The sequence below is a fragment of the Streptomyces sp. NPDC025833 genome (genome assembly GCF_055558055.1).
Genome location: NZ_JBVHNF010000027.1, coordinates 40,121 through 66,386 on the forward strand (window position 1 = coordinate 40,121; position 26,266 = coordinate 66,386).

Below are 26,266 nucleotides of genomic sequence, written 5' to 3' on the forward strand. Positions count from 1 at the left end.
TTCCGCGGGGGCATGATCCACGGCATGACGGAGACAGCGGGACAGGGCACGCGGCGGGACGACGAGCGGGAGGCCGGGCAGCACACCGGGCGGGGCGACGGACAGGGCACCGGACGGGACACCGGGCCGGACGCGGAAGCACCGGCGGCGGAGCGGTTGCGTGACCGGCGCGCGGCGGCGCAGCGGTGCGCGCGGCGCACCCTGTCCCGCGCGGGCTGGGGCGGCACGATCCGCGAACGCCTCGCGCGCCTGGCGGAGGCCGCCGAGGGGGTCCACGACCTGGACGAGCCGGCCGACGTCTACGGCAACCGGGTCGTGGCCGCCCTGGAGGAGCGGGTCGCCGCGCTGCTGGGCACGGAGTCCGCCGCGTTCTTCCCGACGGGCACCATGGCCCAGCAGGTGGTCCTGCGCTGCTGGGCGGCCCGCACCCGCGACCCGGTGGTGGCCCTGCACCCGCTGGCGCACCCGGAGGTGCACGAGCGGCACGCGCTGAGCCAGGTCAGCGGCCTGCGGCCGGTCAGGGTGGGCGGGGGCACCCGGTTTCCCACGGCGGCCGAGATACGCGACGCCGAGGAGCCCTTCGGGACGCTGATGCTGGAGCTGCCCCTCCGGGACGCCGGTTTCGTGCTGCCCTCGTGGGAGGAGCTGACCGAGGTCGTCGAGGCGGCGCGGGAGCGTGACGCGGTGGTGCACTTCGACGGCGCGCGGCTGTGGGAGTGCACGGACCACTTCGGGCGCTCCCTGGAGGAGATCGCGGACCTGGCCGACAGCGTCTACGTGTCGTTCTACAAGTCCCTCGACGGCTTCGGCGGTGCCGCGCTGGCCGGCCCGAGGACGCTGGTCGACGAGGCGCGGACCTGGCGGCACCGGTACGGCGGCATGATCTTCCAGCAGTTCCCGACCGCCCTGTCCGCGCTCGTCGGGCTGGACCGCGAGCTGCCCCGGCTGCCCCGGTACGTGCGGCACGCGCGCGTGGTGGCGGAGGCGTTGCGCGAGGGCTTCGCCGCGGCGGGGGTGCCCTGGGCCCGCGTCCACCCGGAGGTGCCGCACACCCATGAGTTCCAGGTCTGGCTGCCGTACCCGCCCGAGGTGGCGGCCGAGGCGGCCGTGCGGCAGGGCGAGGAGACCTCGGTGCTGCTCTTCGGGAACGCCTGGGACGCCGGGGGCCCCGGCCTCGCCGTGACGGAGGTCGCCGTCCGGGCCGCCGGCCTGGAGTGGTCGGCGGACGACGTCCGCGCGGCCGTACGGGACTTCGTGGACCGGCTGCCGGACGGGGCCGGCCGGGGCTAGAGACCGCGCACGCCCCGGCCGAGTGCGCGGGGGCGCGGCCGGCGGGCCAGGGCGTGCCGGAGCCGACCGCGCGCCGGGCGTCCGGCGATCACCGCGCGGAAGCGGCGGTGGTCGCGCAGCGCCCTCACCAGGCCGACGTCGTGACGGCCCGGCGCGGGCGGCTCCGGCTCGCCGTGCAGACGGGCGCGGTGGCTGTCGAGGAGGTACTGCTGGGTGACGCTCATGACGGACGGCCCCTTTCCCCGGGCGGGTGGTGATCGCTGACGGGTGGGTGATCGCTGACGGGTGGGTGGTCATCGGCGGGTGCGTGCTCGCCCGCGGAGGAGTGCTCACCGGCGGAGGAGACGGCTGACTGCGGGCCGGTCGCCGATCGCGCGGCGGCCTGCCGTTCGGTGGCCTACCGCTCGGCGACCGGCCGCACTGGTGGCGATCGGGCCCCGCGACCGCCGCGGTGCTCCACCTTGCGCCGCCGCGCGGCGGCGCGTCGCCCCGATTGACGTCCGCCGTCAATCGGGAACCCGGCTGTCGGTGGTGGCGGGCACCATGGGGGCATGAGCGTGCGCATCGACATCACGGGGCTGCGGCCGGAGAGGATCTCCGTCGTCACCTCGCCCCTGGCCGAACTCGGCATGGCGCTGCACGCGCTCTCGGAGCCCGGCCACCACCCCGGCCTCCAGGGCTGGGTGACCGCTGTCACGGCCCGGCTGGACTCGCACCTGGCCGACCGGATGTGCGAGGCCGACTTCCTGTGGCGCTCGACCTTCTCGGACCTGTTCCTGCCGTTCGCGGGCGTCGCCGGCCGCGGCACCCTGCCCGGTGCCACGCTCGCCGAGGACCTCGACCTGCTGGACAAGCTGACGGACGAGCAGTTCGTGGACGCCGCGATGGAGTTCACCTGCGCGCTGCCGTACAGCACGCGGGGGCCCTCCGCGCTCACCGACGCCGGGGTGCGCCGCCGGGCGCTGGACCTGGCCGCCTCGCGCGGACCCCGGCAGGTGCGGTTCGCCGAGCGGCTGCTGGCCGACCCGCCGTGGGTCCGGGCCTGGCTGCGGCAGTTCGTGCGCGACTGCGACGAGGCGTTCTTCGCGGACACCTGGACCAGGCTGCGGCACCAGCTCGCGGCGGACGCCCGCCACAAGACGGACCTCCTGCTGCGCCGGGGCCTGACCGAAGCGCTGGCGGCGGTGTCGCCCACCGTGACGCTCGACCGGGAGGCCGACACGATCACGGTCGACAAACTGGGCGACGGCCACTCGGCGACGGCGGACGGCGGTCTCCTGCTCGTCCCGACGAGCCTGGGCTGGCCGCACCTGAGCGTCCTGCACCGGTACGGCTGGCAGCCGGTGCTGCACTACCCGGTCGGCTCACCCGAGCTGGCCGCCCCGCCCTCCGTGGAGCAGCTCGCGCTGCGCATGTCCGCGCTGTCCCACCCGGTGCGGATGCGGCTCTGCCGTCACCTGGCGCGCAGCGCCTACACCACCAGCGAACTGGCGCAGGTGCACGGGATGACGGCGCCCGAGATATCCCGCCACCTGGGCGTCCTGAAGAAGGCCGGCCTGGTCTCCACCCGCCGCCGCGGCCGGTACGCGCTGCACCAGCTGGACGTCACCGTCGTGGCCAGGCTGGGCAGCGACTTCCTGGAGGGCATCCTCCGCTGACGGGCCGCGGCCTTCCCCGGTCAGCCGTGGCCGCCCGCGCGCACCAGCCCCGTCTCGTACGCCAGCACCACCACCTGCACCCGGTCGCGCAGGCCGAGCTTGGTCAGGATGCGGCCGACGTGCGTCTTCACCGTCGCCTCGCTCAGCACCAGCCGGGCCGCGATCTCCCCGTTGGACAGGCCCTGCGCCACCAGCACCATCACCTCGCGCTCCCGCTCGGTGAGCCGCTCCAGCTCCTTGTACTGGGGCTGCCGGCCGGCGGCGGGCAGCATCGGCGCGAAGCGGTCCAGGAGGCGCCGCGTGGTGGACGGCGCCACGACCGCGTCCCCGCTGTGCACGGCCCGGATCGCGGCCAGCAGGTCACCGGGCGGGACGTCCTTGAGCATGAACCCGGAGGCACCCGCCTTCAGCCCGGAGAAGGCGTACTCGTCCAGGTCGAACGTGGTCAGGATGAGCACCTTCGGCGCGTCCGGCTCCGCGCAGATCCGCCGGGTGGTCTCCACGCCGTCCAGCTTCGGCATGCGCACGTCCATCAGGATGACGTCGACGTCGGCGGACCGCAGCACCTGGAGGGCCTCCACGCCGTCCCCCGCCTCCGCGACGACGTCCATGTCCGGCTGGGCGGCGAGCACCATCCGGAATCCGGTGCGCAGCAGCACCTGGTCGTCGACGAGCATCACGCGGATCGTCATCGGGTCCTCTTCCGTGTCTTCGGTTGCCGTCCCCGCCGTCGTGCGCCGTCTCCGGCCGCCGCGGAGGGAAGTGGTGCGGGGAGTGATCAGGGGGGAACAGGGGGCGTGCGGCGGTGTCAGGGCGCCGGTTTGAGCGGGAGCAGGGCGCTGATGCGGAATCCTCCGCCCGGCCTGGGGCCGGCGTCCAGGGTGCCACCGACCATGCCGATCCGCTCGCGCATGCCGATCAGGCCGTGCCCGCGCCCGTCGGCGCCGCCCTCCTCGTACAGCTCGTGCGGCGCGCCCTTGCCGTCGTCCTCGACCAGCAGTCCGAGGCCGTCGTCGAAGTAGACTAGGCGTACGCTCGCGCCCGCGTCGGGCCCGCCGTGCTTGCGCGTGTTGGTGAGCGCCTCCTGCACGATCCGGTAGGCGGTCAGCTCCACGCCGCTGGGCAGCGGGCGCGGGGTGCCCTCCACCCTGAAGTCGACCGGGAGGCCGGAGCTGCGGCACTGCTCGACGAGGTCGTCGATCTGCTCGACGTCGGGCTGCGGGACGTACTCCCCGCCCTCCTGGTGCTCCCCGGTGCGCAGCACGCCCAGCAGACGGCGCATCTCGGCCAGCGCCTGGCGGCCGGTGGAGGAGATCGTCTCCAGGGCCTTCTTCGCCTGGTCGGGCGCGGCGTCCATGACGTAGGCGGCGCCGTCGGCCTGCACCACCATCACCGACACGTTGTGCGCGACGACGTCGTGCAGCTCCCGCGCGATCCGGGCGCGCTCGGCGGCCACCGCCACCTTCGACTGCGCCTCGCGCTCCTTCTCCAGGCGGGACGCGCGCTCCTCCAGCTCGGCGAAGTAGGCGCGCCGGGTGCGCATCGAGTCGCCGAGCACCCACGCGAGGGCGAAGGGCACCGTCTGGAAGACGGCTATCGCGACCTGCCCGAGGAAGCTGCTCTGCTCGGCCGGCCAGCGGACCTGGGCCACGGTCGCCGCGCAGAGGCTGACGGCGAGGGCGAGCCGGGAGGCCCAGCGCGCGCCGACCGTCGCGACCGTGTAGGTGATCACCAGCATGGCGAAGTCGGCGACGGTCGTCTGGACGTCCAGCACCACCTGGGCCAGACCGGTGACGAGGGCGACCAGCAGCATCTGCTCCGGGTACCTGCGGCGCAGCGCCACGACGACGCACAGGACTGCGGACACCGCCATCCCCCGGGCGACCGTCCCGTGGTGGCCCTGGACCCCGTCGAGATTGACCACGCTCACGCCGGACAGCCCGAACAGGAGGACCGCCCAGAAGGCGTCGACCCAGGTCGGGTGGCGGTGGAGGAAGTCGTAGAGGCGCTGCACGTAACCCAGGGTAGGGAAACCCGGCAGGTGGAGGGGTCAACCGGAGGGCCGATCCGCGCCCGGCGCGCGTACTCCGGAAGGTGGAGGCGGTGATCGTCTGTGCGCCTAGTCTGTCCCGGTGACGGACGAGAAGACGGCGGACGGACCTCGCGGGAACTCCGGCCCACGCGGCTGGCGCGCGGCCACCGAGGCGGCGCTGTACGGGCCCGGCGGCTTCTACCGGCGCCCGGAGGGGCCGGCCGGGCACTTCCGCACCTCCGTGCACGCCTCACCGCTCTTCGCGCGGGCCGTGGCCCGGCTGCTGTGCCGGGTCGACGCGGCGCTCGAGCGGCCCGCGGCGCTGGACTTCGTCGACCTGGGCGCCGGGCGGGGTGAACTGGCCACGGGGGTGCTCGCCGCCCTGCCTGCCGGCGTGGCCGCACGCGCGCGTGTCCACGCCGTCGAGATCGCGGACCGGCCGGCCGGCCTGGACGGCCGGATCGCCTGGCTCGGCGAACCCCCGGAGGCGGTCACCGGGCTGCTGTTCGCCAACGAGTGGCTGGACAACGTCCCCGTGGACGTCGCGGAGGTGGACGCCGCGGGCGTGCCCCGGCTGGTGCTCGTCGCCGGGGACGGCACCGAGCGGCTCGGGGCGCCCGTGACGGGAGCGGAGGCCGCCTGGCTCGCGCGCTGGTGGCCGCTGCCGGCCGAGGAGGGACTGCGGGCGGAGATCGGGCTGCCCCGGGACCGGGCCTGGGCGTCGGCCGTCGGGCGGCTCGCCCGGGGGCTCGCGGTGGCCGTGGACTACGCGCACACCGCCGGCGCGCGCCCGCCCTTCGGGACGCTCACCGGCTTCCGGGAGGGACGCGAGACGGCGCCCGTGCCGGACGGCTCGTGCGACATCACGGCGCACGTGGCACTGGACGCGTGCGCGGCGGCGCCGGGCGCGGTGGGTCCGGGTTCGGTGGGCTCGGGCGCGGTGGGTCCGGGTTCGGCGACCGCTGAGGGGGCGCACTCCGGGTTCCGCACGCCGTCGGACACGGCGCGCGCGCCCTCCGGCGCAGCTCCCGGCCCCGGCGAAACGGCGGGCGAGTCGTCGGGAGCACGGCTGCTCACGCAACGCACCGCCCTGCACGCCCTGGGTCTCACCGGCGCGCGCCCCCCGCTCGCGCTGGCCTCCACGGACCCCTCCGCCTACGTGCGCGCCCTCGCGAGCGCCGGCGAGGCGGCCGAACTCACGGCCCCGGGCGGCCTGGGCGACTTCGGCTGGCTGATCCAGCCGGTCGGCGTCCCGGACCCGTTCGAGCCGGACCCGTCCGAGCCGGATGCAGCCCCCGGGGACCCGTCCGACCGGTGAGCCGCGCCCCCGCCGGCCCCGCTCGGCGGGTCCGCGCGGCCTACTTGTCGATGTCGCCCACCACGAAGAACAGCGACCCCAGGATGGCCACCATGTCCGCCACCAGCGTCCCCGGCAGCAGCTCGGTCAGCGCCTGGATGTTGTTGTACGAGGCCGACCGCAGCTTCAGCCGGTACGGGGTCTTCTCCCCCTTGCTGACCAGGTAGTAGCCGTTGATGCCGAGCGGGTTCTCGGTCCACGCGTACGTGTGCCCCTCGGGCGCCTTCAGCACCTTCGGCAGCCGCTGGTTGATCGGGCCGGGCGGCAGCTCCGCGAGCCGGTCCAGGCAGGCGTCGGCCAGGTCCAGGGCGTTGTGGGTCTGCTCCAGCAGGACCTCGAAGCGGGCGAGGCAGTCGCCCTCGGACCGGGTGACCACCTTCAGGACGTCCTGGAGGTCGCCGTACGCCAGGTACGGCTCGTCGCGGCGCAGGTCGAAGTCGACGCCGGAGGCGCGTGCGATCGGCCCGCTCACGCCGTACGCGTGCACCGCGGACGCGGCGAGCGCCCCGACCCCGCGCGTGCGCCCCCGGAAGATCTCGTTGCCGAGCACCAGGTCGTCGAAGACGTCCATGCGCGAGCGCACGGCGGCGACGGCCTCCCGCGCGCGCCCGGTCCAGCCGGCCGGCAGGTCCTCCTTGAGGCCGCCGACCCGGTTGAACATGTAGTGCATGCGCCCGCCGGAGACTTCCTCCATGACGTTCTGGAGCACCTCGCGCTCCCGGAACGCGTAGAACACCGGCGTGATCCCGCCCAGCTCCAGCGGGTACGAGCCGAGGAACATCAGGTGGTTCAGGACCCGGTTCAGCTCGGCGAGCAGGGTGCGCGTCCACACCGCCCGCACGGGCACCTCCATGCCGAGCATCCGCTCCACGGCGAGGACCACGCCCAGCTCGTTCGAGAACGCGGACAGCCAGTCGTGCCGGTTGGCGAGCACGATGATCTGCCGGTAGTCGCGGGCCTCGAAGAGCTTCTCGGCGCCCCGGTGCATGTAGCCGATCACCGGCTCCGCGCGCACGATGCGCTCGCCGTCCAGCACCAGCCTCAGGCGCAGGACGCCGTGCGTGGACGGGTGCTGGGGACCGATGTTGAGCACCATGTCGGTGCTCTCCGCCGCACCGCCGATGCCGACCGTGGTCTCCGTCGTGGGAGTCATGGCCCCAGTTTCCCCTACGTACGCTGTCCTCATGGAGACGGGGAGGCCGGAAGGGACCGGAACGCCGGCGGACCGACCGGTCTGGCGGGGGCTGCGGCCCGGGCTGCTGCGGGTGCGCCGGCTGCTGCTGGTGGTGTGGACGGGGGTGCTCACGGTCGCCGCGGGGCTGCTGCCCGGGCTGTTCGCGGGGCCCGCCTGGGCGGCCTGCGCGCTGCTGCCGCCGGTGTGCGCCGCCTGGTGCTGGCGGCTGCTGGGGCGCAACTGGCACTCGTGGCGGTACACCGAGCGCGCCGACGACCTGCTGATCAGCCGGGGTGTCCTGTGGCGCGAGGAGACGGTGGTGCCGTACGGGCGGATGCAACTGGTGGAGGTGACCTCCGGCCCCCTGGAACGGCGGTTCGGGCTGGCCACCGTGCAGCTGCACACGGCGGCCGCCGCGACCGACGCGACCATCCCCGGCCTGGACCCGGCCGAGGCGGAGCGGCTGCGCGACCGCCTCACCGAACTGGGCGAGGCCCGATCGGCGGGCCTGTGACACCCCCGGACCGCGCGGACGCCCCGGACCGCGCGGACGCCCCGGACGGCGCGGACACCACGGACGCGGCGGGCCGCGCGGACGGCCCGGACAGTCCGGACGGTGGCATACCGGGGCGCCCGCCCGTCACCGAGCGCCGGCTGCACCCGGTCACGCCCTTCCGCCGGGCGTGGGCGCCGCTCGCCGTACTGGCCGGCTGGGCGGTGCACGACCCGAACGCCGCGCAGCGGCACGCCGCCCGGCTGACCGGTACGGCGGTCCTGCCGGTGCTCGCGGCGCTGGTGGCGGCGGCCGGTCTCTACGGCTTCCTGTCCTGGTGGTTCACGCACTACGCGGTCACGGACACCGAACTGCGCATACGCACCGGCCTGCTGTTCCGGCGCACCGCGCACATCCGGCTGGAGCGCGTGCAGGCCGTGGACGTCTCCCGGCCGCTCCTCGCGCGCGTGGCGGGCGTCGCCCGGCTGCGGATCGACGTCGTCGGCGCCGACGACAAGGACGAACTGGCCTTCCTCGGCGAACGGGAGGCCCGCGAGCTGCGCGCGGAACTGCTCGCGCGCGCGGCCGGATTCACGCCGGAGGCGGCGCGGGAGGTCGGGGAGGCGCCGGCGCGGGCGCTGCTGCGCGTGCCCCCGGGCGTGCTGGCCCGCTCCCTGCTGCTGACGGGCGCCACCTGGGGCTCGCTGTGCGCCGCGCTGGTCGTCCCCACCCTGCTCTGGTTCGCCACCGGGAACGTGTGGACGGTCCTCGTGAGCGCCCTGCCCCTGTTCGGCGCGGCCGGTGCGAGCAGCGTGGGCCGGTTCGTCACCGAGTTCGACTGGACGGTGGGCGAGTCCCCGGACGGGCTGCGCATCGACCACGGGCTGCTGGACCGCGGCCACGAGACGGTGCCGCCGGGCCGGGTGCAGACGGTGCGGTTCGTGGAACCGCTGCTGTGGCGGTGGGCCGGCTGGGTGCGGGTGGAGCTCGACGTGGCCGGGTCCGCCAACTCGGTGCTGATACCGGTCGCCCCGCGCGCGGTGGCCGAGTCGGTCGTCGCGCGCGTGCTGCCGGGGGTGACGGTCCCGGCGGAGCTGTCGCCCGCACCGCGCCGGGCCCGCTGGTGCCTGCCGGTGTGGTGGCGCGGGCACCGGCTCGCGGTCACCGCTACGGTGTTCGCCACCCGCAGCGGCCTGCTGCGCCGCCGGCTCTCGCTGGTCCCGCACGCCAAGGTGCAGAGCGTGCGCCTCACCCAGGGACCCTGGGAGCGCCGCTGGGGGCTCGCCGACGTGCACGTGGACACCGGGGCCGACAAGACCGTGACGGCCCGGGTGCGGGGCGCCGAGGAGGCCGCGCGGCTCCTCGGCGAGCAGGCGGAGCGGTCCCGCACGGGCCGCCGGGACGCCCGCCCGGACCGCTGGATGACCCCGGGCTGACCTCCGAACGCCCTGAACGCCCTTAACGCCCCGGCGCCGTGCGCCGGTTCACGCCCGTGCGGGCCGGTGCACGCGTCGGGCCCGGCCTCCTCGCGGGAGGGCCGGGCCCGAGGTGCGGTGCGTACGGCTGACGGCGGCTCAGGAGGCCGCGCTGCGCAGCCCCTGGACGTCGATCTGCTCGGTCTCGTCGTGCGCCGTCAGGTCGATGACCTGGCCGGCCCCCCGGGACCGCTCGTCGGCGGGCTTGAACCCGGCCTCGGCCTCGGCCTTGTGCACGGCGAGGGCCTCGGGGCCGACGACGTCGGCGAGGTCCTCGTTCTGCACGGAGTCCAGCGCGGCCTTCGGCTCGCTCTTGTGGGTGCCGAAGAAGTCGAAGCCGCCCTGGACGCGCGGGCGCCGCGCGGGCGCGGCCGGTACGACGGCGACCGCGGCCGGCACGGTGAAGTGCCCGGCGGGCGGCTGCCCCGGGGAGCGGGCCGGTTCGAGCGCCGACGAGGCGGCGGCGCCGGGCGGGGCCTGCGCGGGGCGCTCCTCCCCGGCGGCCGGCCGGGCACCGGCCTCGGCCCCTTCCGGGGTGCCGGCCGGGCTCTCGGTCAGGGGGCGCTCGGCGGGCTCGGCGGGCTCGGAGGCCGCGTCGGCCTCCGAGCCGGACGCCTCCGCGGCGTCCGCCGAAGGCTCGTCCTGCTCCATCGCCCCGGACCGGACGGCCTCGGACTTCACGGCACCGGTCTCCACGGCCTCGGGCTCCACGGCCCCGGCCTCCGCCGCCTCGGGCTCGTCCTGCTCCGGTCCGGCCCCGGTCACGGAGCCGGCCTCGGTCACCGCCTCGGACCCGGCCGGTGCCTCGGTCCCGGCGGGCGTCTCCGCCCCGGCCGGCGTCTCGGTCCCGGCCGGTGCCTCGCGGTCGAACCGGGCCAGGGCCGTCAGGGCCCGCCGGTACAGCGTCGCGCCCTCGGCCGAGAACACCGCGGGCGTCACCGACTTGCTCCCGGACACCCCGGAGTCCCCGCCCGAACCGGTGGTGCCGGTGGTGCCGGGGGCACCGGCGGCCGGGCCGGCCGTCGCGGCCGCGTCTCCGCGCGCGGGCGGCAGGGCGGCCACCGGCGGGGCCGCGGGCTCCGGCGCGGGCGGTACCGCCTCGATCTCCAGCAGCCGCCGCCCCTCCAGGGCGCTGGCGCGCTCGGTCTCCGCGGTGGCGTACCGGCGCAGCAGGGCGGCGTGTTCGTTGCGCAGTCCGGCCAGTTCGGCGCGCTTGGCGCGCAGCCGCTGCTCCAGCTTCGTCCGCAGTGCGCGGGACTCCTCCAGGTCGGTCTCCAGTTCGGCGACCCGCTCCTCGAACCGCCACTCGTCGCCCGCACGCGCGCGCGTGAGTTCGGCGACCTGCCGGCCCGCCTGGGTGTCCCAGCGGCGCAGGACGAACGCCCCGGCGACCGCCGTCGCCGCGGCCGCGGCGGCCAGCGCGCGCAGGACCGTGGCTTCGGAGAACGCCCAGGGGCCCAGCGCGCAGACGACGGACACGCCGGCGATCGCCGAGGGAGGCAACAGCCGGTGCAGAGGGGCGGAATGGCGGTGGCGTCCACGTGGCATGGCCAGAAACTTACCGCGCGTAGGCGGTTCATGTGCCCCCGCCCCGTAAAAACCCGGCCACGGCACGGGGTTCACGGGGCGTCGGGCCGGGGGTGGCTCAGTGGTCGACGACCCGTCCGCTCAGCCACTGGAGCGCCGGCGGGATCTCCCGGTTCCAGGTGTTGAAGTTGTGCCCGCCGCTCTCCAGGATGATCGACGAGATCCGGGTGCGGTTGGTGGCCTCGACGCGGTCGATGAACTTCATCGTGTCCTGGTAGTTCTTCTCACCGACCTTGCTGCTGGTGACGAGCAGCGAGGTGTCCGGCGCGGGCTCGTGCTTCAGGAGCCACCACAGGTTGGCGCGGTTCTTCAGCTTCTCGTCGCCGTGGAAGAGGTCGCCGGTGGTGGGGTCGATCGGCGCGTCGTAGTACGCCGACAGGCCCACGGCGGCGGTGTACACGTCGGGGTGGTGCATGGCGAGCTTGAGCGCGCAGTAGCCGCCCGTGGAGTCGCCGATGACGCCCCAGCTGCCCGCCTGCCGGCCGACCCGGTACTGCGACGCGACCGCGTCCGGCAGGTCCTTGGCGAAGAACGTCTCCGCCTGCGGGCCGTCCGGCACGTCCACGCACTCGGTGTCCCGCGGCGGTGCCACGGTCGGCCGCAGCATCACCAGGATCATCGGCTGCATCCGCCCGTCCTTGGCCAGCCGCTGCGCCGTGCTCGGGTAGGACAGCTTGGTCACCAGGGACTTGGCGGTGCCCGGGTACCCCGACAGGACGACCGAGACCGGGAACGTCCGCCTGCGGTACTGCGGCTGGAAGTACTCTGGCGGCAGGTACACGTAGGCCGGCGTGCCGATGTGCGTCGTACGGCCGACGATGTCCACCTTCTGCACCTGCCCGCCCAGTTCGGGGCGGGTGGCCCGCACCCCCGGCACGTTGGAGGTGGAGACCACCTGGAGCGGGCCGCCGGTGCTGCCGTTGACCGAGTGGTCGACCACGATGCCCTGGTCGGTCTCCTTGCCGAACAGGTCGGCCCAGCTGGCGTAGAAACCGAACGCCTGGTTGGCGGCGAGCCCCACGGAGGCGAAGATCGCCACCTGGGTGAACAGCATCAGACCGATCCGTCCGCCGATGGTCCGCCAGCTCTGCCGGGCCAGGCGCGGCCACAGCCACACCGTGCCGATGAACAGCACGGCGGCGATGACTATCGCCAGCACCAGCACATTGTTGCTCGTGAGACCCATGGCTGTTTCCTGCCTGCGCTTTCCGCCCGTTCCCGTCCGCGCGTTCCGCGAGGACTTGGCCGGGGCTTTCCTTGGCCTTTGACCCGACTTTCCGGTGCGGAGTGAACCTCTCCCGCCGGGACACCGTCCTAGAGGGAGCAATGTCGCCGGATGCCCCGATCGGCACCGGGTTCAAGGTCTCTCGCAGAACTACGGGATGCGATGTCTGTCAGGATAGATGGGGAAATGTCGGGCGAGGTTCCGGGCCGGGCAAGTCGAGTGCGGCGCGTACTGCGCGGCCCTCGCCCCGAAACCGTTCCCGCTCTGGTCGGCCGGGCGGCCACCGTCGTGGGCCTCCTGGACATCGCCGCGGGCGTCTTCCCGCGCTTCCGCCACAGCCGCATGCACGCGCTGGCCGAGGTACTGCCGGGCTCCTTCGGGCCGTTCGCGGCGGCGCTCTCGCTCAGCGCGGGCGTGCTGCTGCTGCTGCTCGCACACGGGCTCAAGCGGCGCAAGCGCCGGGCCTGGCGCGCCGCGGTGGCGCTGCTCCCGGCGGGCGCGGTGGCCCAGTTCGGTTACCGGCACTCCCTCATCGGCGTGGTCATCGCGGTCGCGCTGCTGGTACCGCTGCTGCGGCACCGGGACCAGTTCGCCGCCCTGCCCGATCCCCGCAGCAGGTGGCGCGCGCTCGCCAACTTCGTTCTGATGAGCGCCGGATCCCTCGTTCTCGGACTGGTCATCGTAAACGTCCACCCGAACCGGACCATCGGTGACCCCAGCCTCGCCGACCGGCTGACGCACGTGATCTACGGCCTGTTCGGCTTCGAGGGGCCCGTCGACTACCAGGGCAGCACCTCCTGGACCGTCGCCTTCTCCCTCGGCGCCCTCGGCTGGATCACCGCGGTCACCACCATCTACCTCGCCTTCCGCCCGGAGCACCCGGCCGCCCGGCTCACCGAGGAGGACGAGTCCAGGCTGCGCGCCCTGCTGGCGAAGCACGGCGGGCGCGACTCGCTCGGCCACTTCGCGCTGCGCCGCGACAAGGCGGTGGTGTTCTCGCCGAGCGGCAAGGCCGCCGTCACCTACCGGGTCGTCTCCGGTGTGATGCTCGCCAGCGGCGACCCCATCGGGGACGTCGAGGCGTGGCCCGGCGCCATCGAGCGGTTCATGGACGAGGCCAAGGCCCACTCCTGGACGCCCGCCGTGATGGGCTGCTCCGAGACGGGCGGCGAGGTGTGGACCCGCGAAACCGGCCTGGACGCCCTCGAACTGGGCGACGAGGCGGTGGTCGACGTCGCGGATTTCTCGCTCGCCGGACGCGCGATGCGGAACGTGCGCCAGATGGTCAAGCGCATCGAGCGGGCCGGCTACGAGACCCGGGTACGGCGCGTGCGTGACCTCGGCGACGCCGAGCTGGAGCGGATCCGCCGGGCGGCCGAGGACTGGCGCGGCACGGACACCGAGCGCGGCTTCTCCATGGCGCTCGGCCGGATCGGCGACCCGGCCGACGGCGACTGCCTGATCGCCACGGCCCACAAGTCCGACGACGAACACGGCGAGTACGGGGACCTCAAGGCCGTCCTGCACTTCGTCCCCTGGGGCCGGGACGGCGTGTCGCTGGACCTCATGCGCCGCGACCGCGGCGCCGACCCGGGCATGAACGAACTGCTCATCGTCGCCGCCCTCCAGGCCGCCCCGAAGCTCGGAATCAACCGCGTCTCGCTGAACTTCGCGATGTTCCGCTCCGCCCTCGCGCGCGGCGAGAAGATCGGCGCCGGTCCCGTGCTGCGCGCCTGGCGCGGACTGCTCGTGTTCCTCTCGCGCTGGTTCCAGATCGAGTCGCTGTACAAGTTCAACGCCAAGTTCCAGCCGCGCTGGGAACCGCGCTTCGTCGTCTACCGGGCCTCCGGCGACCTGCCCCGCATCGGCTTCGCCGCCATGCAGGCGGAGGGTTTCGTCGACTTCGCCCTGCCGCTGCCGCGCTTCCTGCGCCGGCGCCGGGCCGCCGCGAGCCGCCCGTGCGCGCACTCGGTCGCCGAACACGACGTCCGGGCGGCCTGACGCGCACCCGTGGGCGGCCCCGGCCCCCACACGCGGCGGCACGGCACCGGAACCGGCAGCGGCGCCGCACCCGCGCGACCCGGGCCCCCCGCACCCACGCGCTCCCGGCCGCCCGCGACCGCGTGGCCCGGGCGGAAGCCCTCCGCCGTCTCCCGCGCCCCGGCCGCCACCGGGGTCGCCGCGCGTTCCCGGCTCCGTCCTGGGCCTACGCTGAACGTATGAACAACATCAGCGGGCGCGGCCGCGTGGCCGGCCTTCCCGAATGGGACCGGTGCGCGGTCATGGGGGTCGTGAACGTCACCCCCGACTCCTTCTCCGACGGCGGCCGCTGGTTCGACACGACCGTCGCCGTCAAGCACGGCCTCGACCTGGTCGCCGAGGGCGCGGACCTGGTCGACGTGGGCGGCGAGTCCACCCGCCCCGGCGCCCCGCGCGTGGACGAGGCCGAGGAACTGCGCCGGGTCATCCCGGTGGTGCGCGGTCTCGCCTCCGAGGGCGTCGTCGTCTCCGTCGACACCATGCGCGCCTCCGTCGCCGAGCAGTCCCTCGCGGCCGGCGCCGCCCTCGTCAACGACGTCAGCGGCGGCCTCGCCGATCCCGCGATGATCCCGGTGGTCGCCGCGGCCGGCGCCCCCTTCGTCGTCATGCACTGGCGCGGCTTCCTCCAGGGCGGCAACGTCAAGGGCGCCTACGCGGACGTCGTCGGCGAGGTCGCCGACGAACTGCGCACGCGCGTGGAGGCCGTCCTGGCCGGCGGTGTCGCCCCCGACCGCGTCGTCGTCGACCCCGGCCTCGGCTTCTCCAAGCAGGCCGAGCACGACCTCGCCCTCATCGCCCACCTCGACCGCCTGCGCGCCCTCGGCCACCCCCTGCTGGTGGCCGCCTCCCGCAAGCGGTTCCTCGGCCGCGTCCTCGCCGGGCCCGAGGGCGCGCCCCCGCCGGCCCGGGAGCGCGACGCGGCCACGGCCGCCGTCTCCGCGCTCGCCGCGCACGCCGGCGCCTGGGCGGTCCGCGTCCACGAGGTACGCGCCACGGCGGACGCCGTACGGGTCGCACGCGCCGTCGAGGGAGCGCGCGCGGCGGTTCCCGCGCCGGGCGCACCCGGCACTCCCGGAGCGGAAGGAGACCGGTGAGCACCGCCCATACCGACGTCGAGCAGGTCGAGGCAGCCAACACCGCCTTCTACGAGGCACTCGAACGAGGTGACTTCGAGGAGGTCTCCGCCCTCTGGCTGACCCCTGCCGACCTGGGCGTGGACGAGGAGTACCACGACCCTGCGGACAGCGGCGTGGTCTCCTGCGTGCACCCCGGCTGGCCCGTGCTCACCGGCCGCGGCGAGGTCCTCAGGTCGTACGCGCTCATCATGGCCAACACCGACTACATCCAGTTCTTCCTCACCGACGTGCACGTCTCCGTCACCGGCGACACCGCTCTCGTGAACTGCACGGAGAACATCCTCAGCGGTGGGCCCGCCCCGGAGGAGGGCGCGGAACTGGGACCCCTGGTCGGCCAGCTCGTCGTCGCCACGAACGTGTTCCGGCGCACGCCCGACGGCTGGAAGCTCTGGTCGCACCACGCCTCCCCGGTGCTGGCCGAGACCGGTGACGGGGACGACCAGGACACCGGCGTGAACGGGGTGGACCCGGGCGACGCCCCCCTCGCCTGACCGCGTGGCCGCGCCGCCGGGGAGCGGCCCGGGACGCGCTTCCGGCGGGCTGCGGACGATCCGGTTCCGAGAAGTGGTTGGAATCACCTACCCCCGGGTATGAGGGGCTACCGGCCCATGGCTCCCCCGGGTTCCCCGGGGGAAATTCGGGGTGAACCCTCCGGACGGCGGCGCGGCCGCACGCCCCCGCGCCCCGGCCCGGTCGGCGCCCGCAGGTAGATTCGTCTGCGGCCGGTGTTCCGCCCGCACGCGGTAGGACCGGTCGTTCCCGACGATTGCAGGAGTGATTCGCGTGGATCGTGTCGCGCTGCGCGGCCTCAAGGCCCGCGGGCACCACGGGGTGTTCCCGAAGGAGCGCGAGGAGGGCCAGACCTTCATCGTCGACCTCGTCCTCGGCCTGGACACCCGGCCGGCCGCGGCCGACGACGACCTGACGAAGACCGTGCACTACGGCATCGTGGCCGAGGAGGTCGTGGCCGTGGTCGAGGGGGACCCGGTGGACCTCATCGAGACCCTCGCCGCGCGGATCGCCGAGACCTGTCTGAAGCACGAAGGGGTCCAGGAGGTCGAGGTCTGCGTCCACAAACCGGACGCGCCGATCACCGTCCCCTTCGACGACGTGACCGTCACCATCATCCGGAGCCGAGTATGACCCGACCGTTCCGCCAGGGTCACAGCGACCCGACCGTCCAGCCGGTGCCCGCCTCGGTCGTCGAGCAGGTGGACGCCGCCGACACGACACTGAGCAACCCCAAGTGGGCCGTGATCTCCATCGGCTCCAACCTCGGCAACCGCCTGGAGACCCTCCAGGGTGCCGTCGACGCCCTGGAGGACACCCCGGGCGTCCGCGTGAAGGCCGTCTCCCCGGTCTACGAGACCGAACCCTGGGGCGTGGCGCCGGACAGCCAGCCCTCGTACTTCAACGCGGTGGTCGTCCTCAAGACGACCCTCCCGCCGTCGTCCCTGCTGGAGCGGGCGCACGCCGTCGAGGAGGCGTTCCACCGCGTGCGCGAGGAGCGCTGGGGCGCGCGCACCCTGGACGTCGACATCGTCGCCTACGCCGACGTCACCTCCGACGACCCGCGGCTCACCCTCCCCCACCCGCGCGCCCACGAGCGCGCCTTCGTGCTCGCGCCCTGGCACGACGTGGACCCGGAGGCCCGGCTCCCCGGCCGCGGCGCGGTGGCCGAGCTGCTGTCGGCCGTCACCCGCGAGGGAGTGGCCCCCCGCGGGGACCTGGAACTCCGGCTGCCCGAGTAGTCGTTAAGGTCGGGGAAGGATCAAGACCGGGACGACCACCGGCCGGCACGGTCCGGGAAAACTGAAGGGACACCGTGAGAGAGCTACGCATCAGGGTGCTGGCGGGCGTGTTCGTCGTGGCGGGCGTCCTGTCCTGGGCGGGCGCCCGCCTGTGGAACTCGGTCGGGTCCCTCCCCAGCGTGCCCCTGGCCGCACCCGTCGTCCTCGCCCTGATCGGGGTGGTGCTGCTCTCGACGGCGCTCTCGCTGCGCGCCCGCTTCAAGGCGCAGCGCGAGCGCCGGCCCGGGGCCAAGGGCGTCGATCCGCTGATGGCCGCCCGGGCGGTCGTCTTCGGCCAGGCCAGCGCCTTGGTCGCGGCCCTCGTGGCCGGCATGTACGGCGGCACGGGCGTCTTCCTGCTGGAGCTGCTGGACATCCCGACCCGCCGCGACCAGGCGGTCTACGCGGGCTTCTCGGTGGTGGCCGGGATCGGCGTGATAGCGGCGGCCATCTTCCTGGAGCGGGTCTGCAAGCTCCCGGAGGACGACGACCAGGACACCCCGGGGGCGGAGCCGGCGGCCTGACCGCCGTCCCCGCCCGGTCCCGCGGCCGGGAGGCCGGTCAGCGCGCCATGATGAGGCTCATCGCCTCGTTCCGGGTGGCGGCGTCCCGGAGCTGACCGCGCACCGCGGACGTGAGGGTCTTCGCGCCCGGCTTGCGGATGCCGCGCATGGACATGCACATGTGCTCGCACTCGACGACCACGATCACGCCCCGCGGCTCCAGTATGTGCATCAGGGAGTCGGCGATCTGCGTGGTGAGACGTTCCTGCACCTGCGGCCGCCGCGCGTAGACGTCCACCAGGCGGGCCAGCTTGGACAGCCCGGTGATCTTGCCCGACTCGGACGGGATGTAGCCGACGTGCGCGAGGCCCCGGAACGGCACCAGGTGGTGCTCGCAGGTCGAGTACACCTCGATGTCCTTCACCAGGACCATCTCGTCGTGCCCCAGGTCGAACGTCGTCGTCAGCACGTCCTCGGGCCGCTGCCACAGACCGGCGAAGATCTCCTTGTAGGCCCGCGCGACGCGCGCCGGCGTCTCCCGCAGCCCCTCGCGGTCCGGGTCCTCGCCGACCGCGATCAGCAGTTCCCGTACGGCGTTCTCGGCGCGCTTCTCGTCGAACTCGCCGATGGATCCTTCGCCGTCCAGCGTCACCGGGTCGGTCATCTGGTCCCTCGTTCCTGAGCCGTGCACGCGCGCGTGGCACGCGTTCTGTCTGCGGACATGCGAAACGCCGCGCCCCCCAGGCTAGAACCTGGGGGGCGCGGCGTTCATTCCGGGCCGGTGCCGGGGCCGATCAGCTCTCGGGGCGGTCCTCCGGGGACTGCTCCGTGACCGGAGCGGACTCCGCGGCGGTGGACTTGACCGTGCTGATCGCGGCCGTCGCGCCGTTCGCACCGTTGGTCAGTGCCAGCTCCCTGGGGGAGAGCACCGGCGGGCGGGTGGACGGGGTGCGGCGCGAGGAGCCGGTCCACGCGGGCCGCGGCGGGCGCTTGACGATGGTGGCGAAGATCTCGGCGATCTCCTCCTTGCCGAGGGTCTCCTTCTCCAGCAGCTGGAGAACGAGGTTGTCGAGCACGTCGCGGTTCTCGACCAGGATCTCCCAGGCCTCGTTGTGCGCGTTCTCGATGAGCTTCTTGACCTCTTCGTCGACCAGCGCGGCGACCTCTTCCGAGTAGTCGCGCTGGTGCGCCATCTCACGGCCGAGGAAGGGCTCGCTGTTGTCGCCGCCGAACTTGATGGCGCCGAGCCGCTCGGTCATGCCGTACTGGGTGACCATCGCGCGGGCCAGGTTGGTGGCCTTCTCGATGTCGTTGGCGGCACCGGTGGTCGGGTCGTGGAAGACCAGTTCCTCCGCGGCGCGGCCGCCCAGCATGTACCCGAGCTGGTCGAGCATCTCGTTGCGCGTGGTCGAGTACTTGTCCTCGTCGGGCAGGACCATCGTGTAACCGAGGGCGCGGCCGCGGGACAGGATCGTGATCTTGTGGACCGGGTCGGCGTTCGGTGAGGCCGCCGCGACCAGGGCGTGACCGCCCTCGTGGTACGCGGTGATCTTCTTCTCCTTGTCCGACATGATCCGGCTCCGCTTCTGCGGGCCCGCGACCACGCGGTCGATCGCCTCGTCCAGCGCCTTGTTGTCGATCAGCTTCTGGTCGCCCCGGGCGGTGAGCAGCGCGGCCTCGTTCAGCACGTTGGCGAGGTCGGCACCGGTCATGCCGGGGGTGCGGCGGGCCACGGCGGACAGGTCGACGTCGGGCGCGACCGGCTTGCCCTTCTGGTGGACCTTGAGGATCTCCATACGGCCCTGGAGGTCCGGCGGGTCGACCGCGATCTGGCGGTCGAAACGTCCGGGACGCAGCAGCGCCGGGTCGAGGATGTCCGGGCGGTTCGTGGCGGCGATCAGGATCACACCGCCCTTGACGTCGAAGCCGTCCATCTCGACGAGCAGCTGGTTCAGGGTCTGCTCACGCTCGTCGTGACCACCGCCGAGGCCGGCGCCGCGGTGGCGGCCGACCGCGTCGATCTCGTCGACGAAGACGATCGCCGGGGCGTTCGCCTTGGCCTGCTCGAAGAGGTCGCGGACCCGGGAGGCACCGACACCGACGAACATCTCGACGAAGTCGGAACCGGAGATCGAGTAGAAGGGGACCCCCGCCTCGCCGGCGACGGCCCGCGCGAGCAGGGTCTTGCCGGTACCCGGGCGGCCGTAGAGCAGCACGCCCTTGGGGATCTTGGCGCCGACGGCCTGGAACTTGGCCGGCTCCTGGAGGAACTCCTTGATCTCCTGGAGCTCCTCGACCGCCTCGTCGCAGCCGGCGACGTCGGAGAAGGTCGTCTTCGGGGTGTCCTTGGTGATGAGCTTGGCCTTGGACTTCCCGAAGTTCATGACCCGGGAGCCGCCGCCCTGCATCTGGTTCATCAGGAACAGGAAGACGACGACGATCAGGACGAAGGGCAGCAGCGACAGCAGGACGCCGACGAACGGGTTCTGCTTGGAGGGCGAGACGGTGTAGCCCTTGGGGATCTGCTTGTCCTGGAACTTGTTCTGCAGGTTGCCGGCGAGCTGGGAGCCCTGGTCGCCGATGTAGCTCGCCTGGATCTTCGAGCTGCCCTCGACCTTGTAGCCGTCCTTGAGTGTGACCTTGATGCTCTGCTCGTCACCGGTGGTGAGTTTGGCCGACTCGACCTTGTCGCTGTTGATCGCCGCCACGACCTGGCCGGTGTCCACCGTCTTGTAGCCGCCGGACGAGCCGACGACCTGCATCAACACGACCACGGCAAGGACGGCCAGCACGATCCACATGACCGGCCCACGGAAGTATCGCTTCACGTCCATCCATACGGAGCGGTGCCGCCCCGTCCCTCCTGCCATAGTGAGTTTGATAAGACAGTTCTTCTGACGGTACCCCAGCATTGGTGCGCGAAGCCGCACGGAGCCGTTTCGACGGCTGGGAAACCCGCCTCTGCATGCTTCAACGGCGCGGAACCCGCTGGGGTTCCCGAGCGCCCCGCAAGCCTTGGGCCGACTGGCTCAGCCGCCGTAGACGTGGGGCGCGAGCGTGCCGACGAACGGCAGGTTGCGGTACTTCTCGGCGTAGTCGAGGCCGTAGCCGACGACGAACTCGTTCGGGATGTCGAAACCGACCCACTCCACCTCGATGGCGACCTTGGCGGCGTCCGGCTTGCGCAGCAGGGTGCACACCTTCAGGGAGGCGGGCTCCCGGGAGCCGAGGTTGTTGAGCAGCCAGGACAGGGTCAGCCCGGAGTCGATGATGTCCTCGACGATCAGGACGTGCCGGCCCTTGATGTCCGTGTCGAGGTCCTTGAGGATGCGGACGACACCGGAGGACTGGGTGCCCGCGCCGTAGGAGGACACGGCCATCCAGTCCATGGTGACGGGGGTGGACAGCGCCCGGGCGAGGTCGGCCATGACCATCACCGCGCCCTTGAGGACGCCGACGATCAGCAGGTCCTTGCCCGCGTACTCCGCGTCGATCTTGGCGGCCAGCTCGGCCAGCTTCGCGTCGATCTCTTCCTTGGTGATGAGCACCTGCTGAAGGTCGGCACCCATGTCTTTCGCGTCCACCCGCATCACTTTCGGTCGTCCCGCACTTACGGCCGCATGCACGGCCTCCGCCGCCCGGTCCGCCGGAGGGTCGCTCCGGGGAGGTCCGAGTCAGCCTTGCCGAATCACCAGTCTGCCACCCTGCCGCTGGGCGACGACCCGGCCCGGGAGATTGATGGCCCCCTGACCGCGCCAGCCGGTGATCAGGCGGTCGACTTCCTCGATGTGGCGGGCGAACAGCGCACCGGCCGGGGCACCGGCCTCGATGGCCGCGCGGCGCAGGATCCGGCGGCGCACGGCGGGCGGGAGGGCGTACAGCTTGGCGCACTCCAGGAGGCCGGTCGCGTCCCGTACGGCGGCCTCGGCCTGGCTGGCCCAGGCGTCCAGGGCGTCGGCGTCGTCGCGGGAGAGCTGGGCGGTGCGGGCGAGCGCCTCCACCACCCCCTTGCCCAGGGCCTTCTCCAGGGCGGGCAGCCCCTCGTGCCGCAGCCGGGAGCGGGTGTAGGCCGGGTCGGCGTTGTGCGGGTCGTCCCAGACCGGGAGGGACTGGGCCATGCAGGCCTTGCGGGCGGTCTGCCGGTCCAGCTGGAGGAAGGGCCGCCGGTAACGGCCGCCGGCCCCCGAGACCGCGGCCATGCCGGACAGGGAGCGGATGCCGGAACCCCGGGCGAGGCCCAGCAGGACGGTTTCGGCCTGGTCGTCGCGGGTGTGGCCGAGCAGGATCGCGCAGGCGCCGTGGCGTTCGGCGGCGGCGTCGAGGGCGGCGTAGCGGGCGTCGCGGGCGGCGGCCTCGGGCCCGCCCTCGCGGCCGACGGTCACGGCGACGGACTCGGCCGGCGCGAGACCGAGCTGGCGCAGCCGCAGGACGACCTCGTCGGCGCGCAGGTCGGAACCGGGCTGGAGGCCGTGGTCGACGGTGATCCCGCCGGCGCGGACGCCGAGCTTGGGGGCCTCGAAGGCGAGGGCGGAGGCGAGGGCCATGGAGTCGGCACCGCCGGAGCACGCGACGAGGACGAGCGGGGAGGGGGGCCGCTCGGCCGTGCGGTCCGGGTGCCGTCCCGCGAGCACGCGGGGGGCCGGCTGGTCGTTCAGGATGTCGTGGAGGACGCGGCGGACCGCCAGGCGTATCGCCGCGACCGCAGGATGGGGACCCATGTCCGGTTCCCTTCATGAAGTTTTCCGGGGGAGGCCCGGGACGGTCACTCAGAGTGTGTAGATGGTGACAGAACCGGGTCGTTCCCCGAGCATTGCACGCCTACGCATGGCTCACGGTCCCTCGGACGGGTGATTGGAGGGGCGTTCGCCTGCCGTCGGCCGGATCCGTCTCACGACCCGGTCGCGTCGTTCACGACTCGGCCTTGCGGTGCACCCGCGCGACCCAGTCCGCCGGTTTGGCGATCTCCGCCTTGGTGGGCAGGGTGTTGGGCGAGGTCCACACGCGGTTGAAGCCGTCGATCCCGACCTCGTCGACGACGGCCCGGACGAACCGTTCGCCGTCCCGGTACTGCTTGAGCTTGGCGTCCAGGCCCAGCAGCTTGCGCAGGGCGAGGTCCAGGCGGGAGGCGCCCTTCGCGCGGCGCTGCTGGAACTTCTCGCGGATCTCCGCGACGGACGGCACGACACCGGGGCCGACGCCGTCCATGACGTAGTCGGCGTGGCCCTCCAGAAGGGACATCACGGCGGTGAGCCGGGCGAGGATCTCCCGCTGGGCGGGGGTCTGCACCAGCTCCACGAAGGAGCGCCCGCCGTCCTCCTCCTCGCCCTCGGGACGGCCTCCGACCAGCGACTGGGCGGCTTCCCGGATGCGCTCCAGGAAGGTCATCGGGTCGACGTCCGTCTCGGCCAGGAACGACTGGATCTCGCCCTCCAGGTGGTCCCGCAGCCAGGGGACGCCGGTGAACTGGGTGCGGTGGGTCTCCTCGTGCAGGCACACCCACAGGCGGAAGTCGTGCGGTTCGACGTCGAGTTCCCGCTCCACGTGGACGATGTTGGGCGCGACGAGCAGCAGCCGGCCGGCGCCGTTGCCGCCGGCCGGCAGGTCGCGGGAGGCGGGGGCGAAGGTCTCGTACTGGCCGAGGACGCGGGAGGACAGGAACGACAGGAGCATGCCGAGTTCGACGCCGGTGACCTTGCCGCCGACGGCGCCGAGGACGGCGCTGCCCGGGTTGCCGCCGCGCCGTTCCTGCATCTTCTCCAGCAGCGGCCGGAGGATCTCCCGGAAGCCCGCGACGTTGGCGCGGACCCAGCCGGGGCGGTCGACGACGAGGACCGGGGTGTCGTTCGCCTCCTCGGTGCCCATGCGGGTGAAGCCCCGGACGTGCTCCTCCGAGGCCTTCGCGTGCCGGCGCAGTTCCGCGACGACGGCCCTGGCCTCGTCGCGGCTGACCTCGGGGCCGGGCCGAACGAGCCGTGTCGCGGTCGCCACCGCGAGGTTCCAGTCGACCATCCCGGGAGATGTGGTGCCACCGAAGCCAGTCATGCGTCAACCGTACGTGAGCGGTGCGGGTTGGGGCAGGCCGTGGGAGGCCGCGGGGGGCCGGGGGGCGCCCGGCGCCCGGCCCGTTCCCCGGCGTCCGCCCGGCCGCGGCGGCCGCCGCGGTCAGCGCCCGCCGTCCCCGGCGCAGCCGCAGTCGGCCAGGGCCGTCGCCGCCCGGTCGAGGGCCGACTGGGCCGCCGGGGGGTCCGTCGTGCCGGAGGCGAGGAAGGCGAAGGCCAGGAGGCGGCCGTCCCGGTCCACGACGGTGCCGGCGAGGGTGTTCACCCCGGTCAGGGTGCCGGTCTTGGCGCGTACGACCCCGGCCGCGCCGTCGGTGTAGCGGGTGCTCAGGGTGCCGGTGAAGCCGGCCACGGGCAGGCCGGTGAGGACGGGCCGCAGGCCGGGGCGGTCCGGGTCGGCCGCCTTGGCCAGGAGCCCGGTGAGCAGGCCGGCCGTCAGCCGGTCCGCGCGGTCGAGGCCGCTGCCGTCGTGGAAGGCGGCGCCGGACAGCGGCAGGCCGAGTCCGCGCAGCTGGGCGGCGATCGCCCGGGCGCCGCCGGCGAAGCTCGCCGGCTGGCCGCCGGCGAGTGCGGTGTGGCGGGCCAGGGCCTCCGCGATGTCGTTGTCGCTGTTCGTCAGCATCCGCTCGACCAGGGCGGACAGCGGGGGCGAGGAGACGGTGGCGAGGGTCTCCGCGCGCGTGCTGGCCTTCGAGGGGCCGGGGGCCGTGGTGGTGATCCCGGCGCTCTTCAGGAAGCCGGCGAACGCGGTGGCCGCGGCCCCGGCCGGGTCGTCCACCCGGGGCGCGGGACCGCCGGCGGAACCGTCGGCGCGCCCCTCGTCGACGGTCAGCGCGCCGACCGGGGCGAGGTTCTCGTTGACGCCGATGGGGTGCCGGGCGGGGCCGGTGAACAGGGTGGTGTCGTAGGAGAGCGTGATCTTCCGGATGCCGCGCTCGGCCAGCGCCTCGGCGGTGTCCGCCGCCAGCGTCCGCAGGCTCGCCCGGCCGTCGGCGCGGGGGTGCGCGGTGAGGGTGGGGTCGCCGCCGCCGACCAGGACCAGCTCGCGGGTGTCGGGTTCCAGGGCGGCGCGGGTGGTGAGGCGGTGGTCGGGGCCGAGGGCGGAGAGGGCGGCCACGGCGGTGGCGATCTTGGTGGTGGAGGCGGGGGTGAGGGCCTTGCCGCCGTCGCGGTCGTACCGGCGTTCGCCGGTCGCGACGTCGACGACGGCCGCCCCGTGGACGCCGCCGAGCGCGGGGGTGTCCAGGAGGGGGTCCAGGACGTCGGGGAGGGCCCTGGTGTCCTGGCCCGCCCCGCTGCTGCCCACGGGAGCGGTCGCGCCGGTCAGCCCGGCCAGCACCGGCGCGGCGCTCGGCGCGGGACGGGGCTCCCCCGCGGCCGTGCCGCCGCGGCCGTGATCTGCGCCACCTGACCGCTCCGGGGCGGCGGCCCGGTCCCGCTCGGCCGTACGCTGACCGTTGGCGTCCCAGGGACCGGCCACGGTCACCACGCCGGCGGCCAGTGCCAGGCCGGCGGTGGCGGCGCCCGCGGTGTACTGCCAGGTGCGGACGGTGCGCGAACGGGGGAGACGGGGGAGGTGCCCAGGGCCGACTCGCACGGCCTTCGCCAGTCGCGCGATCCGCGGCCGGGCGGTCACAACGGCGCCCGCCAGACGCGGTCGGACGGCGTTCACGATCCGCTCCACCTGCGGTTTCGCGGCTTGCCAAGGTCTCAGCTCGGGCACGACCACCAGCCCCTTTCGCGATCACACACCTGCGTGAGGGACACTTAATCACCAGAACTATGTGCTGATCATGGAGGAGCCACCGGTGGAGTTCGACGTCACGATCGAGATCCCTAAGGGTTCGCGGAACAAGTACGAGGTGGACCACGAGACCGGTCGGATCCGCCTGGACCGTCGCCTCTTCACCTCGACCGCCTACCCGACCGACTACGGGTTCGTCGAGAACACCCTCGGCGAGGACGGCGACCCGCTGGACGCGCTGGTCATCCTGGACGAGCCGACCTTCCCGGGCTGCCTCATCCGCTGCCGGGCGATCGGCATGTTCCGCATGACGGACGAGGCGGGCGGGGACGACAAGCTGCTGTGCGTGCCGTCCACCGACCCGCGCGTGGAGCACCTGCGCGACATCCACCACGTGTCGGAGTTCGACCGCCTGGAGATCCAGCACTTCTTCGAGGTGTACAAGGACCTGGAGCCCGGCAAGTCGGTCGAGGGCGCCAACTGGGTGGGCCGCACGGACGCCGAGGCGGAGATCGAGCGGTCCTACAAGCGCTTCGAGGAGCAGGGCGGCCACTGACCCCCGCTCCCCCGGACGGGGGGCCCCCCCCCCCCGGGGGCCCCCCCCCCCGGGGGGCCCCCCCCCCCCCCCCCCACACCCACCCCCCCCCCCCCCGGCGGCGCCAAAGTGGGGTTACGGAGGCGGACATAACGGGGCGGGGCGGGG

General features: G+C 73.8%; 24 protein-coding genes. 12 read left to right on the plus strand and 12 right to left on the minus strand.

What is annotated here, in order from left to right:
• The first annotated feature begins 24 nt into the window (after window positions 1-24).
• Window positions 25-1,290, plus strand: a complete 1,266-nt coding sequence (locus ACZ4K2_RS34255; RefSeq protein ID WP_467467834.1) for a threonine aldolase family protein — start codon at window positions 25-27, stop codon at window positions 1,288-1,290.
• Here ACZ4K2_RS34255 and ACZ4K2_RS34260 read toward each other — a convergent pair.
• Window positions 1,287-1,514 (minus strand): hypothetical protein, encoded by a 228-nt coding sequence (locus ACZ4K2_RS34260; protein ID WP_467467836.1) that lies wholly within the window; start codon window positions 1,512-1,514, stop codon window positions 1,287-1,289. The genes ACZ4K2_RS34255 and ACZ4K2_RS34260 overlap by 4 nt on opposite strands.
• A gap of 327 nt (window positions 1,515-1,841) precedes the next feature.
• Here ACZ4K2_RS34260 and ACZ4K2_RS34265 point away from each other — a divergent pair, with 327 nt between their 5' ends.
• Window positions 1,842-2,948 (plus strand): DUF5937 family protein, encoded by a 1,107-nt coding sequence (locus ACZ4K2_RS34265; protein ID WP_467467838.1) that lies wholly within the window; start codon window positions 1,842-1,844, stop codon window positions 2,946-2,948.
• Between the two features lie 20 nt (window positions 2,949-2,968).
• Here the strand turns inward: ACZ4K2_RS34265 and ACZ4K2_RS34270 are convergent, their stop codons facing one another.
• Window positions 2,969-3,640 (minus strand): response regulator, encoded by a 672-nt coding sequence (locus ACZ4K2_RS34270; RefSeq protein ID WP_467467840.1) that lies wholly within the window; start codon window positions 3,638-3,640, stop codon window positions 2,969-2,971.
• 116 nt (window positions 3,641-3,756) lie between these two features.
• Entirely contained in the window at window positions 3,757-4,962 is a 1,206-nt protein-coding gene (locus tag ACZ4K2_RS34275) for a sensor histidine kinase (protein ID WP_467467842.1), read from the minus strand.
• 118 nt (window positions 4,963-5,080) lie between these two features.
• Here ACZ4K2_RS34275 and ACZ4K2_RS34280 point away from each other — a divergent pair, with 118 nt between their 5' ends.
• Window positions 5,081-6,298: an SAM-dependent methyltransferase gene (locus tag ACZ4K2_RS34280; protein ID WP_467467844.1), complete on the plus strand. Its 1,218-nt coding sequence runs from the start codon at window positions 5,081-5,083 to the stop codon at window positions 6,296-6,298.
• A 40-nt stretch (window positions 6,299-6,338) separates the two neighbouring features.
• Here the strand turns inward: ACZ4K2_RS34280 and ACZ4K2_RS34285 are convergent, their stop codons facing one another.
• Window positions 6,339-7,490: an NADH-quinone oxidoreductase subunit D gene (locus ACZ4K2_RS34285; RefSeq protein ID WP_467467846.1), complete on the minus strand. Its 1,152-nt coding sequence runs from the start codon at window positions 7,488-7,490 to the stop codon at window positions 6,339-6,341.
• 31 nt (window positions 7,491-7,521) lie between these two features.
• Between ACZ4K2_RS34285 and ACZ4K2_RS34290 the strand changes: the two genes are divergently transcribed.
• Entirely contained in the window at window positions 7,522-8,025 is a 504-nt protein-coding gene (locus ACZ4K2_RS34290; RefSeq protein ID WP_467467848.1) for a PH domain-containing protein, read from the plus strand.
• A gap of 107 nt (window positions 8,026-8,132) precedes the next feature.
• Window positions 8,133-9,440: a PH domain-containing protein gene (locus tag ACZ4K2_RS34295; protein WP_467468799.1), complete on the plus strand. Its 1,308-nt coding sequence runs from the start codon at window positions 8,133-8,135 to the stop codon at window positions 9,438-9,440.
• 138 nt (window positions 9,441-9,578) lie between these two features.
• On the opposite strand, the gene ACZ4K2_RS34300 is transcribed toward ACZ4K2_RS34295, so the two are convergent.
• On the minus strand, window positions 9,579-11,027 hold the full coding sequence (locus ACZ4K2_RS34300; protein WP_467467850.1) for a hypothetical protein: 1,449 nt from the start codon (window positions 11,025-11,027) through the stop codon (window positions 9,579-9,581).
• A 97-nt stretch (window positions 11,028-11,124) separates the two neighbouring features.
• Window positions 11,125-12,252: an alpha/beta hydrolase gene (locus tag ACZ4K2_RS34305; RefSeq protein WP_467467852.1), complete on the minus strand. Its 1,128-nt coding sequence runs from the start codon at window positions 12,250-12,252 to the stop codon at window positions 11,125-11,127.
• Between the two features lie 225 nt (window positions 12,253-12,477).
• On the opposite strand from ACZ4K2_RS34305, the gene ACZ4K2_RS34310 reads away from it, so the two are divergent.
• The 6 genes from ACZ4K2_RS34310 (at window position 12,478) to ACZ4K2_RS34335 (ending at window position 17,781) form a co-directional block, all read left to right on the plus strand.
• Window positions 12,478-14,292, plus strand: a complete 1,815-nt coding sequence (locus ACZ4K2_RS34310) for a phosphatidylglycerol lysyltransferase domain-containing protein (RefSeq protein ID WP_467467854.1) — start codon at window positions 12,478-12,480, stop codon at window positions 14,290-14,292.
• A 218-nt stretch (window positions 14,293-14,510) separates the two neighbouring features.
• Window positions 14,511-15,425 carry a dihydropteroate synthase gene (gene folP, locus ACZ4K2_RS34315; protein ID WP_467467856.1) on the plus strand — a complete coding sequence of 305 codons (915 nt, stop codon included), beginning with the start codon at window positions 14,511-14,513 and terminating at the stop codon, window positions 15,423-15,425.
• Window positions 15,422-15,958 carry a nuclear transport factor 2 family protein gene (locus ACZ4K2_RS34320; protein ID WP_467467858.1) on the plus strand — a complete coding sequence of 179 codons (537 nt, stop codon included), beginning with the start codon at window positions 15,422-15,424 and terminating at the stop codon, window positions 15,956-15,958. Before folP ends, ACZ4K2_RS34320 begins: the two co-directional genes overlap by 4 nt.
• A 292-nt stretch (window positions 15,959-16,250) precedes the next feature.
• The gene (gene folB, locus ACZ4K2_RS34325; protein WP_467467860.1) at window positions 16,251-16,610 is read left to right on the plus strand and encodes a dihydroneopterin aldolase; all 360 of its coding nucleotides are present in this window, start codon (window positions 16,251-16,253) and stop codon (window positions 16,608-16,610) included.
• On the plus strand, window positions 16,607-17,218 hold the full coding sequence (gene folK, locus ACZ4K2_RS34330) for a 2-amino-4-hydroxy-6-hydroxymethyldihydropteridine diphosphokinase (protein ID WP_467467862.1): 612 nt from the start codon (window positions 16,607-16,609) through the stop codon (window positions 17,216-17,218). Before folB ends, folK begins: the two co-directional genes overlap by 4 nt.
• Window positions 17,219-17,292: 74 nt before the next feature.
• Entirely contained in the window at window positions 17,293-17,781 is a 489-nt protein-coding gene (locus tag ACZ4K2_RS34335; protein WP_467467864.1) for a DUF3180 domain-containing protein, read from the plus strand.
• 37 nt (window positions 17,782-17,818) lie between these two features.
• Here the strand turns inward: ACZ4K2_RS34335 and folE are convergent, their stop codons facing one another.
• The 6 genes from folE to dacB all read right to left on the minus strand — a co-directional run bounded on the left by folE (window position 17,819) and on the right by dacB (window position 25,548).
• On the minus strand, window positions 17,819-18,424 hold the full coding sequence (folE, locus tag ACZ4K2_RS34340) for a GTP cyclohydrolase I FolE (protein WP_467467866.1): 606 nt from the start codon (window positions 18,422-18,424) through the stop codon (window positions 17,819-17,821).
• Between the two features lie 130 nt (window positions 18,425-18,554).
• Window positions 18,555-20,594, minus strand: coding sequence for an ATP-dependent zinc metalloprotease FtsH (ftsH, locus tag ACZ4K2_RS34345; protein WP_467467868.1), 2,040 nt, complete (start codon window positions 20,592-20,594; stop codon window positions 18,555-18,557).
• A gap of 195 nt (window positions 20,595-20,789) precedes the next feature.
• Window positions 20,790-21,350 carry a hypoxanthine phosphoribosyltransferase gene (hpt, locus tag ACZ4K2_RS34350; RefSeq protein ID WP_467467871.1) on the minus strand — a complete coding sequence of 187 codons (561 nt, stop codon included), beginning with the start codon at window positions 21,348-21,350 and terminating at the stop codon, window positions 20,790-20,792.
• Between the two features lie 84 nt (window positions 21,351-21,434).
• Window positions 21,435-22,478 carry a tRNA lysidine(34) synthetase TilS gene (gene tilS, locus ACZ4K2_RS34355; protein ID WP_467467873.1) on the minus strand — a complete coding sequence of 348 codons (1,044 nt, stop codon included), beginning with the start codon at window positions 22,476-22,478 and terminating at the stop codon, window positions 21,435-21,437.
• Between the two features lie 190 nt (window positions 22,479-22,668).
• Window positions 22,669-23,769: a zinc-dependent metalloprotease gene (locus ACZ4K2_RS34360; RefSeq protein ID WP_467468801.1), complete on the minus strand. Its 1,101-nt coding sequence runs from the start codon at window positions 23,767-23,769 to the stop codon at window positions 22,669-22,671.
• 153 nt (window positions 23,770-23,922) lie between these two features.
• The gene (gene dacB, locus ACZ4K2_RS34365) at window positions 23,923-25,548 is read right to left on the minus strand and encodes a D-alanyl-D-alanine carboxypeptidase/D-alanyl-D-alanine endopeptidase (protein WP_467467875.1); all 1,626 of its coding nucleotides are present in this window, start codon (window positions 25,546-25,548) and stop codon (window positions 23,923-23,925) included.
• Window positions 25,549-25,627: 79 nt separating this feature from the next.
• Between dacB and ACZ4K2_RS34370 the strand changes: the two genes are divergently transcribed.
• Window positions 25,628-26,119 (plus strand): inorganic diphosphatase, encoded by a 492-nt coding sequence (locus ACZ4K2_RS34370; protein ID WP_030422725.1) that lies wholly within the window; start codon window positions 25,628-25,630, stop codon window positions 26,117-26,119.
• The last annotated feature ends 147 nt before the right edge of the window (window positions 26,120-26,266 follow it).